Annotated in this window: 15 protein-coding genes; 4 read left to right on the top strand and 11 right to left on the bottom strand. The window is 71.8% G+C overall.

Annotated features, from left to right (window positions below):
• The first annotated feature begins 237 nt into the window (after positions 1-237).
• The gene (locus ACIBK4_RS47425; RefSeq protein ID WP_399005860.1) at positions 238-1,866 is read left to right on the top strand and encodes a protein kinase; all 1,629 of its coding nucleotides are present in this window, start codon (positions 238-240) and stop codon (positions 1,864-1,866) included.
• A gap of 86 nt (positions 1,867-1,952) precedes the next feature.
• On the opposite strand, the gene ACIBK4_RS47420 is transcribed toward ACIBK4_RS47425, so the two are convergent.
• The gene (locus tag ACIBK4_RS47420) at positions 1,953-2,492 is read right to left on the bottom strand and encodes a bacterial proteasome activator family protein (RefSeq protein WP_399005858.1); all 540 of its coding nucleotides are present in this window, start codon (positions 2,490-2,492) and stop codon (positions 1,953-1,955) included.
• 161 nt (positions 2,493-2,653) lie between these two features.
• Between ACIBK4_RS47420 and ACIBK4_RS47415 the strand changes: the two genes are divergently transcribed.
• Entirely contained in the window at positions 2,654-3,271 is a 618-nt protein-coding gene (locus ACIBK4_RS47415; protein WP_399005856.1) for a hypothetical protein, read from the top strand.
• 12 nt (positions 3,272-3,283) lie between these two features.
• Here the strand turns inward: ACIBK4_RS47415 and ACIBK4_RS47410 are convergent, their stop codons facing one another.
• The 7 genes from ACIBK4_RS47410 to pdhA all read right to left on the bottom strand — a co-directional run bounded on the left by ACIBK4_RS47410 (position 3,284) and on the right by pdhA (position 11,358).
• Positions 3,284-4,264 (bottom strand): NAD(P)H-quinone oxidoreductase, encoded by a 981-nt coding sequence (locus ACIBK4_RS47410; RefSeq protein ID WP_399005854.1) that lies wholly within the window; start codon positions 4,262-4,264, stop codon positions 3,284-3,286.
• Between the two features lie 72 nt (positions 4,265-4,336).
• A complete protein-coding gene (locus ACIBK4_RS47405) occupies positions 4,337-5,431 on the bottom strand; it encodes a potassium channel family protein (RefSeq protein WP_399005852.1) in 1,095 nt (364 codons plus the stop codon).
• Positions 5,428-6,813, bottom strand: a complete 1,386-nt coding sequence (locus ACIBK4_RS47400; protein WP_399005850.1) for a molybdopterin molybdotransferase MoeA — start codon at positions 6,811-6,813, stop codon at positions 5,428-5,430. Before ACIBK4_RS47400 ends, ACIBK4_RS47405 begins: the two co-directional genes overlap by 4 nt.
• Positions 6,810-7,793, bottom strand: coding sequence for an NTP transferase domain-containing protein (locus ACIBK4_RS47395; protein WP_399005848.1), 984 nt, complete (start codon positions 7,791-7,793; stop codon positions 6,810-6,812). Before ACIBK4_RS47395 ends, ACIBK4_RS47400 begins: the two co-directional genes overlap by 4 nt.
• A 54-nt stretch (positions 7,794-7,847) precedes the next feature.
• Positions 7,848-9,221, bottom strand: a complete 1,374-nt coding sequence (locus ACIBK4_RS47390; protein WP_399005846.1) for a dihydrolipoamide acetyltransferase family protein — start codon at positions 9,219-9,221, stop codon at positions 7,848-7,850.
• Positions 9,221-10,225 (bottom strand): alpha-ketoacid dehydrogenase subunit beta, encoded by a 1,005-nt coding sequence (locus tag ACIBK4_RS47385; protein WP_399005844.1) that lies wholly within the window; start codon positions 10,223-10,225, stop codon positions 9,221-9,223. The genes ACIBK4_RS47390 and ACIBK4_RS47385 overlap by 1 nt, the downstream gene beginning before the upstream one ends.
• Positions 10,225-11,358, bottom strand: a complete 1,134-nt coding sequence (gene pdhA, locus ACIBK4_RS47380; RefSeq protein ID WP_399005841.1) for a pyruvate dehydrogenase (acetyl-transferring) E1 component subunit alpha — start codon at positions 11,356-11,358, stop codon at positions 10,225-10,227. Before pdhA ends, ACIBK4_RS47385 begins: the two co-directional genes overlap by 1 nt.
• A 174-nt stretch (positions 11,359-11,532) precedes the next feature.
• Here pdhA and ACIBK4_RS47375 point away from each other — a divergent pair, with 174 nt between their 5' ends.
• Complete coding sequence (locus tag ACIBK4_RS47375) at positions 11,533-12,033, top strand: Lrp/AsnC family transcriptional regulator (protein WP_384160329.1); 501 nt, start codon at positions 11,533-11,535, stop codon at positions 12,031-12,033.
• Positions 12,034-12,051: 18 nt separating this feature from the next.
• On the opposite strand, the gene ACIBK4_RS47370 is transcribed toward ACIBK4_RS47375, so the two are convergent.
• On the bottom strand, positions 12,052-12,642 hold the full coding sequence (locus ACIBK4_RS47370; protein WP_366433209.1) for a TetR/AcrR family transcriptional regulator: 591 nt from the start codon (positions 12,640-12,642) through the stop codon (positions 12,052-12,054).
• Positions 12,639-14,153 carry a 3-hydroxyacyl-CoA dehydrogenase gene (locus ACIBK4_RS47365; RefSeq protein ID WP_399005838.1) on the bottom strand — a complete coding sequence of 505 codons (1,515 nt, stop codon included), beginning with the start codon at positions 14,151-14,153 and terminating at the stop codon, positions 12,639-12,641. Before ACIBK4_RS47365 ends, ACIBK4_RS47370 begins: the two co-directional genes overlap by 4 nt.
• 160 nt (positions 14,154-14,313) lie before the next feature.
• Between ACIBK4_RS47365 and paaN the strand changes: the two genes are divergently transcribed.
• Positions 14,314-16,005, top strand: coding sequence for a phenylacetic acid degradation protein PaaN (gene paaN, locus ACIBK4_RS47360; RefSeq protein ID WP_399005836.1), 1,692 nt, complete (start codon positions 14,314-14,316; stop codon positions 16,003-16,005).
• A gap of 71 nt (positions 16,006-16,076) precedes the next feature.
• Here paaN and ACIBK4_RS47355 read toward each other — a convergent pair whose 3' ends face one another.
• Complete coding sequence (locus ACIBK4_RS47355) at positions 16,077-16,832, bottom strand: TrmH family RNA methyltransferase (protein ID WP_399005834.1); 756 nt, start codon at positions 16,830-16,832, stop codon at positions 16,077-16,079.

Genomic DNA, 16,832 nt, shown 5'->3' with positions numbered 1-16,832 from the left:
TCGGTCCGGGATCAGTGCCGGAATCGTCCGTAGACGGACCGGCCATCAAATCGGTATCACGGGCCGTCGTGCAAATTCTGTGTACCGCCGGTACAGCACCTGTAACGCTTCCACGACTCTTCTTTCGCGTACGGTCACGGATCGGGCACCGCGCTTGACGTGTCAGTGCCCTCCGGCAGACTTGGCCGGGAATGGCACTTTCGATCACTGGGCCGGCGCCGATGGGGGACACGGGACATGAGCCAGGACGGCGCACAGGGCCGCTATGCGGGGCGCGCGCTCGCAGGCGGCCGCTATCAACTGCGCGACCTGCTCGGCGAGGGCGGCATGGCCTCCGTGCACCTGGCGTACGACTCGGTGCTCGACCGCCAGGTAGCGATCAAGACACTGCACACCGAACTCGGCCGGGAACAGGCCTTCCGCGAGCGCTTCCGCCGCGAGGCCCAGGCCGTGGCCAAGCTCACCCACACCAACATCGTCTCGGTCTTCGACACCGGCGAGGACGCCCTCGACGGCACGACGATGCCGTACATCGTCATGGAGTACGTCGAGGGCCGCCCGCTCGGCTCCGTACTGGACGAGGACGTACGGCAGTTCGGCGCGATGCCCGCCGACAAGGCGCTGAAGATCACCGCGGACGTGCTGGCCGCGCTCGACATCAGCCACGAGATGGGCCTGGTCCACCGGGACATCAAGCCGGGCAACGTGATGATGACCAAGCGCGGGGTCGTCAAGGTCATGGACTTCGGCATCGCCCGCGCCATGCAGTCCGGCGTCACCTCGATGACGCAGACCGGCATGGTCGTCGGCACCCCGCAGTACCTCTCGCCGGAGCAGGCGCTCGGCCGGGGCGTGGACGCCCGCTCCGACCTGTACTCGGTCGGCATCATGCTGTTCCAACTGGTCACCGGGCGGCTGCCGTTCGACGCGGACTCGCCGCTGGCGATCGCGTACGCGCATGTGCAGGAGGAGCCGGTCGCGGCCTCCTCGATCAACCGTTCCCTGCCGCCGGCCGTGGACGCGCTGATCACCCGCGCGCTGAAGAAGAACCCGAACGAGCGCTTCCCGAACGCCGAGTCCATGCGCGACGAGTGCCTGCGGGTCGCCGCCTCGCTGCACGCGGCCGCCCCGAGCATCGTGCCGGGCGCACCCGCGCAGAGCGGCTCGGGCGTCGGCTCCGCGGTCTTCCCGCCGGTCGACCAGGCGGCCCCGGCCCCCACCGGCCCGGTCCAAACGCCGTACCAGCCGGGTCCCTACGGTGGCACACCCGCGCCCGCCCCGGCCTACGGCTATCCCCAGCAGTCGGGCTATCAGCCGCAGCCCTCGGTCGGGTTCGGGCAGCAGGGCATCTCGACCCCGCCGCCGTACAACCTGACCCCGCAGCACCCGACGCCGGCCTCCGGGGGAGGCGACGGCAAGAGCAACAAGCCGGTGATCATCGGCTCGGTGGTCGTCGCCCTGGTCGCGGTCGGCGCGCTGATCGTCGCCCTGTCGATGAACAACGGCAGCGGTGACGACGCGAAGGGCGGCGGCGGCAGCGCGAGCGCGAGCACCTCGGCGACCGCGGTCGAGGGGCACCGCGACGGCGACACCTCGAAGACGATCGCGACGACCGCGTGCAAGGAGCCGGAGGAGTCGTACAACGACCCCAACAAGATCCAGATCCCGGACTTCCAGTTCAAGTACATCGACTCGGTCAAGTCCTGCCTGCAGGCCGCGGGCTGGAAGGTGAAGATCAAGTCCGAGGACGAGAACACCTACGGGCAGGGCACGGTCATGGACCAGTTCCCGGCGGCCGGCACGGACGTGGACCCCAAGGACATGCCCCAGATCCAGCTGGGTGTGTCGACGGGCAACCCGTCCTGACATCGAGCATGTGGAAGGGCCCGGCAGCATCGGCTGCCGGGCCCCATGTGTTTGTCGGTACGGGCTCGTGTGCGGGTGAAGGGTGACTACAGGTACGGGCCGCCCACGCGACCGGCGCCCGGCTGGCCCTCCTCGGTGCCGTCGCCGACACCCGGCGGCAGCGCCCGGCGCATCTGCTCCAGCTGCGCCCGCGCGGCCATCTGCTGGGCGAACAGCGTGGTCTGGATCCCGTGGAAGAGCCCCTCCAGCCAGCCCACCAACTGGGCCTGCGAGATGCGCAGTTCCGCGTCGCTCGGCGTCACGTCGTCGGTGAACGGCAGCGACAGCCGCTCCAGCTCCTCCACCAGCTCGGGCGCCAGACCGTCCTCCAGTTCCTTCACGGAGCTGCGGTGGATCTCCTTGAGCCGGGCCCGGCTGGCTTCGTCGAGGGGAGCCGCACGCACCTCCTCGAGAAGCTGCTTGATCATGCTGCCGATCCGCATGACCTTGGCCGGCTGCTCCACCATCTCCGTCACCGGGATCTCGCGGGAGTCCTCGTCCCCGGTGCCACCGAGCGCCATCCCGTCCTGTCCCACGACCAGGATCTGAGGCTTCTCCGGTGACCTTTCGTTCCTCGGCATCTCCATGCGGCCATTCTCTCGCACGCGCACACCTCACCACCGTGGTGCCCCCCTCGAAAGGTGATCCACCGTTTCCGCATGGCCGAACCCGGAGTGCCGGACCGCCCACCCGATGTGACGCTGGGTGCGTCGATCTTGCCGTCTCGGCTCGGGAGGGGGTCACGGACGTGACTCCATGGCTGCGTACATTGCCGTCACTGCGTGCGACGGGACTGCTGCTTGTGCTGGGCACGGGCGCGGTGGTGAGCCCGTACGGGAGTCTTCCGGCGTACGGGGTGGAGGCGGGGAGCGGTGCGAGCACCGGTGGTGCCGGGGGTGATCGGGTCACGGTCACGGCACCCGCGTCCGGCGCCGCCTCCGCTTCCCCCTCGGCCTCCGCCTTGAGACCGGCTTCCGGCCCCGACGCCCCCCATGCCTCCGCCGAGCCCTCCAGAGCCGGAAGCCGGGCGGGCGAAGGACGGGAACGGCCGGGCCGCACCGCGGAACCGACCGCGGACGAGGACGAGAACGAGGGCGAGGACACAGCCGGGCTGACAGCGGACGGTGACGACGGCGGAAGCCCCTCGGCCAGTCCCACGAGTCCCGCGCCCGCCGACTCCGCGTCCTCTCAAGAGGCCGCCCCCGTGCCGAGCTCCCCGCCCCTCCAGCCCCTGCGCCAGACCGTCACCCGTGCCGAGGGCTCCGCCGAGCCCGTGCTGCGGATCCTGCCGCTGGGCAGCGGCCTGATCCTCATCGGGCTCGGCCTGGGCCTCGCCTTCATCGCCCTCCGGGTGCGCCGGAGCTAGCGAACGGCGGCTCTACGGCGCGACGAGCAGCACCTTGCCGATGTGCCCGCTGTCCTCCAGCACCTGGTGCGCGCTGCCCGCCTCGCTCATCGGCAGCTCCCGGTCGACGACCGGCCGGATCTGCCCGGCCTCGATCAGCGGCCACACATGCTCGCGTACGGCGGCGACGATGGCCGCCTTCTCGCCGAGGGGGCGGGCCCGCAGCGAGGTCGCGCTGATCGCGGCCCGCTTGCCGAGGAGCGCGACGATGTTCAGCTCGGCCTTGATGCCGCCCTGCATCCCGATGATCGCGAGCCGCCCGTTGACGGCGAGGGCCTGGACGTTGCGGTCCAGGTACTTGGCACCCATGTTGTCGAGGATGACGTCGGCGCCCGCACCGCCGGTGGCCTGCTGGAGCTCGGCGACGAAGTCCTGCTCGCGGTAGTTGATGAGGATGTCGGCGCCCAACTCGGCGCAGTAGTCCAGCTTTTCCTTCGTACCGGCGGTGACGGCGACCTTCGCGCCGACGGCCTTGGCGAGCTGGATCGCCATGGTGCCGATGCCGCTGGAACCGCCGTGCACGAGGAGCGTCTCGGCGGGACGGAGGTGGGCGACCATGAAGACGTTCGACCAGACCGTGCAGACCACCTCGGGCAGCGCGGCGGCCTGCTTCAGGTCCAGACCGGCGGGCACGGGCAGCAACTGCCCGGCCGGAACGGCGACCTTCTGGGCGTAACCGCCGCCCGCGAGCAGCGCGCACACCTCGTCGCCGACGGACCAGCCGGACACCCCGGGGCCGATCTCGGTGATCCGGCCGGAGCATTCCAGGCCGGGGTAGGAGGACGCGCCGGGCGGCGGGTCGTAGAAACCCTGGCGCTGCATGATGTCGGCGCGGTTGACCGCGCTGGCCACCACCTCGACCAGGACCTCGCCCTCGCCGGGCACCGGGTCCGGGACCTCGCCCCACACCAGCGCTTCGGGTCCACCAGGTTCGGGAATCGTGATCGCATACATGAGGCCGACGCTACTCCTCGTCGTACGGCCGACCGCCGAAGGTGGGTCACTGAGGCAGCGGTCGGAGGCGTGTCACTCCGGCAGCGGCCGGGTGTCCGGCGCGACCTGCGAACCCGGTGAGACCCGCACGATGGTGATGAGCCGGTCGGTCAGCTGAAGGGTCCCGATGGCCGGGTCGTCGTAGCCGAGTACTCGATGCCCACGTACGACGCTCACCACCAGGTCGTCCGTGTCGCGCGGGGACTTGCCGACCTCGGCCTTTATGACCGGGCGTTCGGTCATGTCGAGGCCGCTGCCCTGCTGGATGAGGTCCTCCATGACCATGCCGGCGGCGGGGCTGAGCACGGAGAGGCCGAGCAGGCGGCCGGCCGCGCTGGCGCTGGTGATGACGGCGTCGGCGCCGGACTGCTTGAGCAGCGGCGCGTTCTCCTCCTCGCGGACGGCGGCGACGATCTTCGCGCCCCGGTTGAGCTGCCGGGCCGTGAGCGTCACCAGGACCGCCGTGTCGTCGCGCTGGGTGGCGATGATGATCTGCCGCGCCTTGTGCACCTCGGCGCGCTTGAGGACCTCGCTGCGGGTGGCGTCCCCGACGACTCCGACGTAGCCCTGGCTGCTCGCCGCCTCGATCGCCTTCCCGCTGGGGTCGACCACGACGACCTGTTCCTTCTTCAGTCCCGTCGCGCACACGGTCTGGATCGCGGACCGCCCCTTCGTCCCGAAGCCGATGACGACGGTGTGATCCCGCAACGCGGACCTCCAGCGGTTGAGACGCCATTCCTCCCGCGTGCGTTCGGTGAGGACTTCGAGGGTGGTGCCGACGAGGACGATCAGGAAGAACACGCGCAGCGGTGTGACGACCAGGATGTTGGTGAGCCGGGCGCCGTCGCTGACCGGGGTGATGTCGCCGTAGCCGGTGGTCGAGAGGGTGACCGTGGCGTAGTAGAAGGCGTCGAGGAAGTCGACCGAGCCGTCCGAGTTGTCGTTGTAGCCCTCGTGGTCGGCATAGACGATCAGCGCGGTCGCGACCAGCAGGAACAGCGCGATGGACAGCCGTTTCGCGACCTGCTGGAAGGGGTGCTCAACCACTTTCTTCGGGAGTTCCACCCGATGGGTCACGAGATGCTCGTCCGCCTGGCGGGCGATCGCATCATGCCCCGATTGTTTCACGTGAAACACACCCCGATCCCGGCGACCGCCCAGGGCAGATCGATGAGTTCCACCTGCTGCCCCTGTCGCGTACCACCCGGCGGTACGACCGCGAGCGCATCGGCCGCCGCGATCCCGCGCAGCATGGCCGGCCCGTTGTAGTGCAGCGGCACGGCAGAGTCACCGCGCAGCACGGCAGGGATGAGCCGGGTGTCGTACGGATGCCCGTGCACCGCCTCCTGGAGGGGCAGCGCGTACGGCTCCGGCGCGGGGTGGGCGGACAGGGTCCGCAGCAGCGGTTCGGCGAGGGTGAGCAGGCCGGAGATCGCCGCGAGCGGGTTGCCGGGCAGGCCGACGAGGTGCTGGTCGTCCTTGATACGGGCCAGCAGCATGGGGTGGCCGGGGCGTACCTTCACGCCGTCCACGAGGAGTTCGGCGCCCATGCCGCGCAGGGTGGGGTGGACGTGGTCGACCGGGCCGGAGGCGGTGCCTCCGGTGGTGACGATGAGGTCGGCGGTGCTGCCGGTGATGGCCTTGTGCAGCGCCTTCGCGTCGTCGCGGAGCCGGCGGACCGCGGTGACCTCGGCGCCGAGCGCGCGCAGCCAGGACGGCAGCATCGGCCCGAGCGCGTCCCGGATGAGCCCGTCCCGGGGCAGCCCCTCGGTGAGCAACTCGTCGCCCAGGATGAGGACTTCGACCCGGGGCCGGGGTACGACGGTGAGCGTGTCGTACCCGGCGGCCGCGGCGAGGCCGAGCACCGCCGGGGTCACGAGCGTGCCGCCGGGCAGCAGATGGTCGCCGCTACGGCACTCCTGGCCGCGCGGGCGGATGTCCTGGCCGTGTCCGACGTCGCGGGCCGCGTGCAGCCGCCCCTTGTCGTCGGTGCGGCCGTGCTCGCTGCGGATGACGCCGGTGGCGTCCGCGGGGACCCGGGCACCGGTCGCGATCCGCACGGCCTCGCCGTCGCTCAGCGGCTCGGACTGGGCGTGCCCGGCGAGCACCCCGTCCTCGCGTACGGCCCAGGGGCCGGGGCCCGCGACCGCCCAGCCGTCCATCGCCGAGGTGTCGAACGAGGGCAGGTCGCTCAGGGCGACGAGCGGCGCGGCCAGGACCAGGCCGAGGGCGGAGTCGAGGGTCACGGAGACGGGGGCGCGGTGGGAACCGGTGCGTGCGGCGCGGCCGGCGATCGCGCGGGCCTCGGGCCAGGGGGTGGCCTTGTGCTGCTCGGTGTCGGGCTTGGGCGGGGTGCCCTGCGGCGAGTGCGCGGGGGAGGTCGAGGGTGGGGGCACGGCGGGGTCGCCGGAGCCGGTGCTGCCTTCGTTCACGAGGGCGAGTACCTCCTCGACGTCGAGGTCCTCGGCGTCCCGGGCGTGCTCGCCGGCGTGCATACCGCGCGCGGTCATCCGGCGGCGTCCGGACCGGGGGCGGACGACGGGGCGTCAGGCTCGGCACCGGATGCGGACTTGGCACCGGATGCGGTGTCAGCCTTCGCGTCCGGCTTGGCGTCGGACGGGGCTTCCGGGGTGTCCTCGTCGGCCCAGCGCAGCGCGAGCGCGACAGCCTTGCGGGCAGCCTCGGCGACGGCTTCGGGGCCGCCCTTGCCCTGCGCCGCCGCGTAGCCGACCAGGAAGGTGGTCAGCGGGGCTGCGGGCCTGGCCACTCCATGCGCTGCGTCGCGGGCGAGGTCGAGCAGGATGCCGGTGTCGACGTCCAGGTCGATGCCCAGTTCGTCCTTGACTGCGGAAATCCATTCATCCAACACGTGCCCATGCTCCCTGATGCGTGCCCTGGCGGCGGCGAGGTCGTCCCAGGTGTCGCAGTCGAAGGACGCGACGGGGTCGGGGACGCGGGTGAGATCGAGTGCGGCGGTCAGCCGGCGCAGGGGCAGCCCGGTGAGGCTGCCGTGCTCCGAGGTGAGTGCGGCCAGTCCGCGGCGGAGCGCCGACGCGCGGTACGCGGCTACGAGCGGCTGGTCGCGCCCGTCGGCGTCGGTGAGCAGCACCCCTTCGGCGCCGCTGCTCCGCAGAGCGGTCAACAGCCGCCGTACGGTGGCCACTTCGAGGAACGGCAGGTCGGCGGACAGGACCACGACGGCATCGGCGGTGGTGTGCCGCAGACCGGCGTCGAGCGCGGCGACCGGGCCCGCGCCGGGCGGTTCCTCGCGTGCCCAGCGCACCGGCCGGGCGGTGGGCCTCGGGTCGGCCACGACGACCGTGGTCCCGGCGTCGGCGCAGGCGGCGAGCACCCGGTCGAGCAGGGCCCGGCCGCCCACGCGCAGGCCCGGCTTGTCGGCACCGCCGAGGCGTCGGGCGGCACCACCGGCGAGCACGACGGCGTCGTAGGCGACGGCGGGTGCGGCGTCGGGGGGCTCGTGCGCGGTCACCCCCCGAGTATGCGTCCCGCCCTGATCACAGGGAACTCGCCCGCGCCGCCGTGATCACAGGTTGCGCAACAGGACCGCCGACTGTTCCACACAGTCCGCCACATACCGCAGGAAACCGCCCGCGGTGCCGCCGTCGCACACCCGGTGGTCGAAGGTGAGCGAGAGCTGGACGACCTGCCGGACCGCCAACTCGCCCGCGTGCACCCAGGGTTTGGGGACGATCCGGCCGACGCCGAGCATGGCCGCCTCGGGGTGGTTGATGATCGGCGTGGAACCGTCGACGCCGAACACCCCGTAGTTGTTGAGCGTGAAGGTGCCGCCGGTGAGGTCCCCGGGGGTGAGTGTCCCGGTCCGGGCAGCCTCGGTCAGCCGCCCGAACTCCGCGCTCAGCGCCTCCGCGTCCCTTGCCTGCGCGTCCCGTACGACGGGCACGACCAGCCCGCGCTCGGTCTGCGCGGCGAAGCCGAGGTGCACCCGGTCGAACCGGACGATCTCCCGCGCCTCCATGTCCACGCTGGAGTTGAGCTCCGGGAACCGGGCCAGCGCGGCCGTGCAGATCCTGGCGAGGAGGGCGAGCACGGAGATCTTGGGGCCACCGGCGGCGTTCATGGCCGCGCGGGCACGCATCAGCTCCGTCGCGTCGGCGTCCACCCAGCAGGTCGCGTCGGGGATCTCGCGGCGACTGCGGGAGAGCTTGTCGGCGACGGCGCCGCGGATGCCGCGGAGGGGGGTGCGGGTGACTCCGTCGGTGGGGAGGGCGGGGGTGGTCCTGGGGGCGGGGGGCGTGGGCTGGGCTGTCGGGTCGGGGAGGGTGGCCGGGGGCAGGAGTGTCGCCTCCTGGGCGATCGCCTCCTGGGCCGCCGCCGCGCGGAGTGCCTGCTCGACGTCCGCCCGCAGGATCAGGCCGTCGCGTCCGGAGCCCGTCAACTCCCGTAGTTCCAGGCCGTTCTCGCGGGCGAGTCGTCGGACGAGGGGGGAGATCACGGGGACGGGACCGTCGTCCCGGCCACTGGCCTGAGGAGTTGCGGGGGCAGGGGCTGGGGCTGGGGCGTCCGCCACCGAGGTCACGACGTCCGCCGCCATCCGCCGTACTCGGCGCCGCCGCGCCGGAGGGGCGCCCGTGCCGTAGCCCACGAGCACGTTCCCGGAGCCCTCGGTCTCGGCCTCGACATCGGACGCCGGTGCCCCGACCGCGACCGTCAACAGCGGGGAGCCGACGGGCAGTTCGGTGCCCTCCTCGCCGTAGCGGGCCGTGACGACACCGCCGTAGGGACACGGGACCTCGACCATCGCCTTGGCCGTCTCGACCTCGACGACCGGCTGGTCGATGGCGACGACGTCGCCGACCTCGACCAGCCAGCGCACGATCTCCGCCTCGGTGAGGCCCTCGCCGAGGTCGGGGAGCTTGAACTCCAGTACCTGTGCCATCAGTTGTCCGCCTCCCACTGGAGCCGGCCCACGGCGTCCAGGATCCGGTCGACGCCGGGCAGATGGTGCCGCTCCAGCATCGGCGGCGGATACGGGATGTCGAACCCGGCGACGCGCAGCACCGGCGCCTCCAGGTGGTGGAAGCAGCGCTCGGTGACGCGGGCCGCGATCTCGCCGCCCGGGCCGCCGTAGCCGCCCGACTCGTGGACGACGAGGGCGCGGCCGGTGCGCCGTACGGACGCGCAGACCGTCTCGTCGTCGAAGGGCACCAGGGAGCGCACGTCGACGACTTCGAGGTCCCAGCCCTCGGCCCGGGCCGCCTCGGCGGCTTCAAGGCAGACGGGCAAGGACGGGCCGTAGGTGATGAGCGTCGCGCTGCGGCCCGGGCGGCGGACCACGGCACGGCCGATGGGTTCAACGGGTGACGGCTCGTCGGGGTTCCAGGTGTCCTTCGACCAGTACAGGCGCTTGGGCTCCAGGAAGACGACCGGGTCGTCGGAGGCGATGGAGGCGCGCAGCAGGCCGTAGGCGTCGGCGACGGTCGCGGGGGTGACGACGTGCAGGCCCGGGGTGGCCATGTAGTAGGCCTCGGAGGAGTCGCTGTGGTGCTCGACGCCGCCGATGCCTCCCCCGTAGGGGACGCGGATGGTGATCGGGAGGGGCATCGCGCCGCGGGTGCGGTTGCGCATGCGGGAGACGTGGCTGATCAACTGCTCGAACGCCGGGTACGCGAACGCGTCGAACTGCATCTCCACGACCGGGCGCAGGCCGTACATCGCCATGCCGACGGCCGTGCCGAGGATGCCCGCCTCGGCGAGGGGGGTGTCCGTGCAGCGGTCCTCGCCGAACTCCTTCGCGAGCCCGTCGGTGACGCGGAAGACGCCGCCTAGGGTGCCGACGTCCTCGCCCATGACGTGCACGGTGGGGTCGGCGGTCATCGCGTCGCGCAACGCGCGCGTGAGGGCCTGCGCCATGGTGGCCGGTTTGAGGGCGACGGTGGTCATCAGTGCGTCCCCTCGCGCTCGGCCGCCAGCTCCGCCGCCAACTGTTCGCGCTGCTCGCGGAGTTGGGGGGTGGGCTCGGCGTACACGTCGGCGAACAGGTCCATGGGGTCGAGCACCGGGTCCTGGTTCATGTGGGCGCGCAGCTCGGCCGCCATCGTCTCGGCGGCGTCGCGCGCGGCCTTGATGCCGTCCTCGTCGATGAGCCCGCGCTCGGTGAGTTCGTGCTCCAGGAGGGCGATCGGGTCGTGCGCCCGCCAGGCCTCGACCTCGGTGTCGCCCCGGTAGCGGGTCGCGTCGTCGGCGTTGGTGTGGGCCTCGATGCGGTACGTGATGGCCTCGACGAGCGTGGGACCGCCGCCCTCGCGCGCGTGCCGTACGGCGTCGGCGAGGACCTCGTGCACGGCGGCCGCGTCGTTGCCGTCGACCAGACGGCCGGGCATGCCGTAGCCGACCGCCTTGTGGGCCAGGGAGGGGGCCGCGGTCTGCTTGGCGAGCGGGACGGAGATCGCGAAGCCGTTGTTCTGGACGAGGAAGACGACCGGGGCCTGCCAGACGGCGGCGAAGTTCAGCGCCTCGTGGAAGTCGCCCTCGCTGGTGCCGCCGTCGCCGACCATGGCGAGGGCGACCACGTCGTCGCCCTTGAGGCGGGCCGCGTGCGCGAGGCCGACGGCGTGCGGGAGTTGGGTGGCGAGCGGGGTGCTCAGGGGGGCGATGCGGTGCTCGCGCGGGTCGTAGCCGGTGTGCCAGTCGCCGCGCAGCAGGGTGAGGGCCTGCACGGGGTCGAGGCCGCGGGCGACGGCGGCGAGCGTGTCGCGGTAGCTGGGGAAGAGCCAGTCCTGCTCCTGGAGGACCAGCGCGGCGGCGACCTCGCAGGCCTCCTGGCCGGTGGTGGAGGGGTACACGGCGAGCCGGCCCTGCTTGGTGAGGGCGGTGGCCTGCGCGTTGTACCGGCGGCCGCGCACCAGCTCGGCGTAGAGCCGGCGCAGCAGTCCGGGGTCGGCCTGTGCGGCCGCCTCGGTGCCGAGCACGCGGTACGGCGCGGCGTCGGGCAGCAGCGGCGCGGGGTCCGTGCGCGGCTGCCAGGCGGGCGGCGGTGTGGGCCGGTACGCGCCCCGCTGCTCCATGACCGTCATGACGGCACCTCCTCGTGGGAGTGGCTCGGAGAGACGCGTCGGACGTGCCGCGCCTCCCTACCGATTGTTCGGTCGTCGGCACATTTTGGCTACAGGCACCTCCAGGCTGTGGACAAACGGTTCTCCACAGCCTGAAATGAACGCAGTACGTCCATGGTAGGGAGGCGGGGGGACATGGCACCTGAACAAATGGCCGAAGGCCCGGAGGCCGGCAACACCCTGCCGCCCCCGCGCCCGCTCGATGCCATTGATCAGGACATCCTGCAGATGCTCCAGGCGGACGGCCGTGCGTCGATAAGGTCGGTCGCCGAACGGGTGCACGTCTCGCGCGCCAACGCCTACGCGCGGATCAACCGGCTCATCGAGGACGGCGTCATCCGCGGCTTCGGCGCCCGGGTCGACCATGAACGCGCGGGTCAGGGCACGTCGGCGTACATCACCCTGAAGATCGTGCAGAACTCCTGGCGCACGGTCCGCGAGCAGCTGAGACTGCTCCCCGGCGCCTCGCACATCGCCCTGGTGGGCGGCGACTTCGACGTCCTGCTGCTGGTGCACACGCCGGACAACAGAGCGCTGCGCGAACTCGTCCTCACCCGGCTCCAGGCGATCCCCGAGGTGCTCAGCTCGCGCACGCTGCTGGTCTTCGAGGAGGAGGACCTGGAGCCGCAGAGCTGACCTGCTCAGGCTGACCCGCTAGGCCGGGTTGCGCAGCCCGGAGAAGACCAACTGGGCCACCGCGTCGGTCACTTCGCGCTCACCCATGCCCCGCGCGTCGGGCCGGTACCACTCCACGATGGAGTTGATCATCCCGAAGACGAGCCGGGTCGCCAGCCGCACCTCGACGTCGCCGCGCAGATCGCCGTCGGCCGCAGCGGCCTTCAGCAGATCGGCCACCTTGTGGTCGAAGTCCCGCCGCCGCTCCAGCGCCCACCGCTCGGTGTCGGTGTTGCCGCGCACCCGCAGCAGCAGCGTCACGTACGGCAGCTCGGAGGTCAGCACCTCGACCATCCGCCGTACGACGTACTCCAGCCGTTCCACAGCGCGCCCCACGCGTGCGTGCTCCTCGTCGAGGATCCCGAAGAGGCCGTCCAGGGCGCGGCTGACCGCGCGGCGGAGCAGCTCCTCCTTGCCGGTGACGTGGTGGTAGATCGACGACTTGGAGATACCGGCCGCCTTGGCGAGGTGCTCCATGGAGGTGCCGTCGTAGCCGCGCTCGATGAAGACCTGGACGGCGACGTTGAGCAGGGTCTCCGGGGTGTACGTGTCGCGCTTGGCGGTCGTCATGGGGTGCCCTCCCGCTTCTCGGTGGCGTACGCGTGGCGGTAGAGCGCCAGGGACGGCGCGTACCGTCCCGACGGATCACGCAGGTGCAGGTCGTCCAGGAGGTCGTAGGCCCAGCTGCGGCCGAGCCTGCGGCTCCATTCGAACGGACCCAGAGGGTAGTTGACACCCAGGCGCATCGCGGTGTCGATGTCCTCCTCGGTGGCGACGCCCTTGGCGACGGCGTCGTGCGCCAGGTCGACGATCCGGGCCACCGTGCGGGCGACGATCATCCCGGGGGCGTCCCCGATGAGGCTGACGTCCTTGCCGAGCGCCTGGAAGAGGCCGGTCGCCTCGGTGAGGGTCTGTGAGGCGGTGTCCTGGGAGGCGGACAGGGCGATACGGCCGGCCCTGCGGTAGTCGAGGGCGAGGTCGAAGTAGACAACGTCACGGAACTCGACGGAGGTCTGCCCGTCGGCGAGCGCCAGCTGACCGCCGCCGGGCAGGACCATGCGGGTGCCGTGGTCCTCTTCCTCCTCGCGGACGACGATGCCCGCCTCGCGGATCAGCGCGACCAGGTCGGCCGCGGGGCCCAGGTCGCCCTCCACGACGACGTACGCGGGCGGCTGGGCCGGTTCCGCGGTGTGCGGCTCGGGCTGCTCGGCGTCGTCCCCGTGGTCGTACCAGCCCTGCCCGGTCTTGCGGCCGAGGCGGCCGGACTCGACCAGGCGGCGCTGCGCGAGGGAGGGCGTGAACCGCACGTCCTGGAAGAAGGCCTGCCACACGGAGTGGGTGACGGACTCGTTGACGTCCTGCCCGATCAGGTCGGTCAGTTCGAAGGCGCCCATCTTGAAGCCGCCGGACTCGCGCAGCACCGCGTCGATGGTGGCCGGGTCGGCGGCCTGTGCCTCGTAGACCGCGAAGGCCTCGGCGTAGAAGGGCCGGGCGATGCGGTTGACGATGAAACCGGGGGTGTCCGCGCACGCCACGGGCGTCTTGCCCCAGGCGCGGGACATCTCGTACGCGCGTGTGGCCGACGTGACGTCGGTGGCGAACCCGGAGACGACCTCGACGAGCGGCAGCAGCGGCGCCGGGTTGAAGAAGTGCAGGCCCACGCAGCGGCCCGGGTTGCGCAGGGCGGCGCCGATGGCCGTCACCGACAGGGACGAGGTGTTGGTGGCGAGCAGACAGTCCTCGCCGACGATGTCCTCCAGGTCCCGCATCAGCTGCTGCTTGACGTCCAGCCGCTCCAGGACGGCCTCGACGACCAGGGTGCAGTCCGCGAGGTCGGCGAGGGCCTCGGCGGGCAGCAGACGGTCGCGTGCGGAGTCCCGGTCGGCGGCGGTGAGGCGGTCCTTCTCGACGAGCCGGTCGAGCCGGGCGACGATCGCGGCCGTCGCGTCCCGGGCCCGCCCCGGAACGGCGTCGTACAGCCGCACGACATGGCCCGCGGTCAGCGCGACCTGGGCGATGCCCTGGCCCATGGTGCCGGCGCCGACGACGGCCACGGGGCTGCTGAGGTCGAGTGCTGTCATGTGCGCGATCCTCCCGCACAGGGTTTTCCACAGATGCGGCGGACCCCCTTGTCCCGACCGATCGTTCGGTTACTCTAACTCTGACTGCCTGTTCCCGCCCAAGTTTCTGCCCAGGTCATGAGCTCACAGACGAGTTCTTGAAACGAGGAGTTGGTCCCGCATGGCCGCCGAACTGACCGCGTCCGAGCTGATCGCCCGGCACCGGCCGACACTCGACCAGGCGCTCGAAGCGATCCGCACGCGCGCGTACTGGTCCCCGCACCCCGAACACCCCAAGGCCTACGGCGAGCACGGCAGCCTGGACGCGGCGGCGGGCAAGGCCGCCTTCGACGCCCTCCTGGGCACCCGCCTCGACCTCGGCCAGCCCGGCACCGACGACTGGGTGGGCGGCGAAGTGTCGCCGTACGGCGTCGAGTTGGGCGTGACCTACCCGCACGCGGACCTCGACGTCCTGTTGCCGGCCATGCGCGCCGGGCAGCGCGCGTGGCGGGACGCGGGCGCGGAGACGCGTGCCGTGGTCTCCATCGAGATCCTCAAGCGGATCAGCGACCGGACGCACGAGTTCGCGCACGCGGTCATGCACACCAGCGGCCAGGCCTTCATGATGGCGTTCCAGGCGGGCGGCCCGCACGCCCAGGACCGCGGCCTGGAGGCGGTGGCGTACGCGTACGCGGAGCAGGTCCGCACGCCCGCCGTCGCGGAGTGGACCAAGCCCCAGGGCAAGCGCGACCCGCTCGTCATGAACAAGCAGTTCACGCCGGTCCCGCGCGGGACCGCGCTGGTCATCGGCTGCAACACCTTCCCGACGTGGAACGGCTATCCGGGCCTGTTCGCGTCCCTCGCCACCGGCAACGCTGTCCTGGTGAAGGCCCACCCGCGCGCGGTGCTGCCGCTCGCGCTGACCGTGCAGATCGCGCGGGAGGTGCTCACCGAGGCGGGCTTCGACCCGAACCTGGTGGCGCTGGCCGCCGAGCGTCCCGGTGAGGGCATCGCCAAGACGCTGGCCACGCGCCCCGAGATCCGGATCATCGACTACACCGGGTCGACGGGCTTCGGCGACTGGCTGGAGACCAACGCCCGCCAGGCGCAGGTCTACACGGAGAAGGCCGGCGTCAACACGGTCGTCGTGGAGTCGACCGACGACTACAAGGGGATGCTGTCCAACCTGGCGTTCTCGCTGTCGCTGTACAGCGGGCAGATGTGTACGACCCCGCAGAACCTGCTGATCCCCCGGGACGGCATCGGCACCGACCAGGGGCCCAAGTCCTTCGACGAGGTCGTCGCCGATCTCGCGCGGTCCGTGGACGGGCTCCTCGGTGACGACGCGCGTGCGAACGGGCTGTTGGGCGCGCTGGTCAACCCGGACGTCAAGGCCCGCCTGGAGGCTGCCGCCGGGCTCGGTGAAGTCGCCCTCGCGTCACGGGAGATCGTCAATCCGGAGTTCCCGGACGCGGTCGTTCGTACGCCGGTGATCGTGAAGCTGGACGGTGCGAAGCCGGATGACGAGGCCGCGTACATGAGTGAGTGCTTCGGGCCCGTCTCCTTTGCCGTCGCGGTCGATTCGGCGGGGGATGCGGTGGAGCTGTTGCGGCGGACTGTGCGGGAGAAGGGGGCGATGACTGTTGGGGCGTACACCACCGACGAGGGGGTTGAGCGGGCCGTTGAGGAGGTTTGCCTTGAGGAGGCGGCGCAGTTGTCGCTGAACCTGACGGGCGGGGTGTTCGTCAACCAGACCGCCGCGTTCTCCGACTTCCACGGATCTGGTGGTAACCCGGCTGCCAACGCTGCCCTGTGTGATGGGGCGTTTGTCGCCAACCGGTTCCGGGTTGTTGAGGTTCGTCGGGACGCCTAGGAGCTCGGGGGGTGCGGTTGGTGTGCGGCTATCGGTCTGTTGTGGCTGGTCGCGCCGTTCCCCGCGCCCCTTCAGGGCGCTCCAGTGGTCCAGTGATACAAGGTCATCGCCACGCTTGTCGCCAGGTTGTAGCTGCTGACCTGGGGGCGCATCGGTAGGGACACCAAGTGGTCGGTTTGGGCGCGTAGTTCGGGGGACAGGCCGGTGCGTTCTGAGCCGAAGGCGAGGACGGCGTCGTCCGGGAGCTTGAGGGCCCGGATGTCGTCGCCCTCGGGGTCGAGGGCGAACACCGGGCCGGGCGGGAGTTCGGCGACCGTCAGGCGCTCCACGGCGGTCGCGTAGTGCAGGCCCGCCCCCGCGCGTACGGCCGTGGGGTGCCAGGGGTCGAGGGTGCCGGTGGTGACCACCCCGGTCGCCCCGAAACCGGCGGCGAGCCGGATCACGGCACCCGCGTTGCCCAGGTTGCGCGGGTTGTCGAGGACGATCACGGGCGCGGTGCGGGGCGTGTGCGCGAGGTGCCGGAGGTTGGCCTCGCGCGCGGGGCGTACGGCCAGGGCGGCCACCCCGGTGGGATGCGGGCGCGGCACGAAGGAGCGGTACGTGCCCTCCGGGACCTCCGTCAGCAGCGCGTCCAGGGTGTCCCGTACGTCGGGGGCCAGGTCGTCGGCGAGGGCGAGGGCCGCCCGTCGGTCCGTGGCGACCGCCACCGGGACCTCCGCCCCGAAGCGCAGGGCGTGCTTCAGGGCGTGGAAACCGTCGAGCAGCACCGAGGTGTCGGCGAGCCGGCGCCAGGCGCTTGTGGCGGGGTCGGGGGCTGGGGCGGTCAT

Source organism: Streptomyces sp. NPDC050528 (genome assembly GCF_044457795.1).
GTDB lineage: Bacteria > Actinomycetota > Actinomycetes > Streptomycetales > Streptomycetaceae > Streptomyces.
This window is presented reverse-complemented; position numbering and strand designations above follow the sequence as displayed.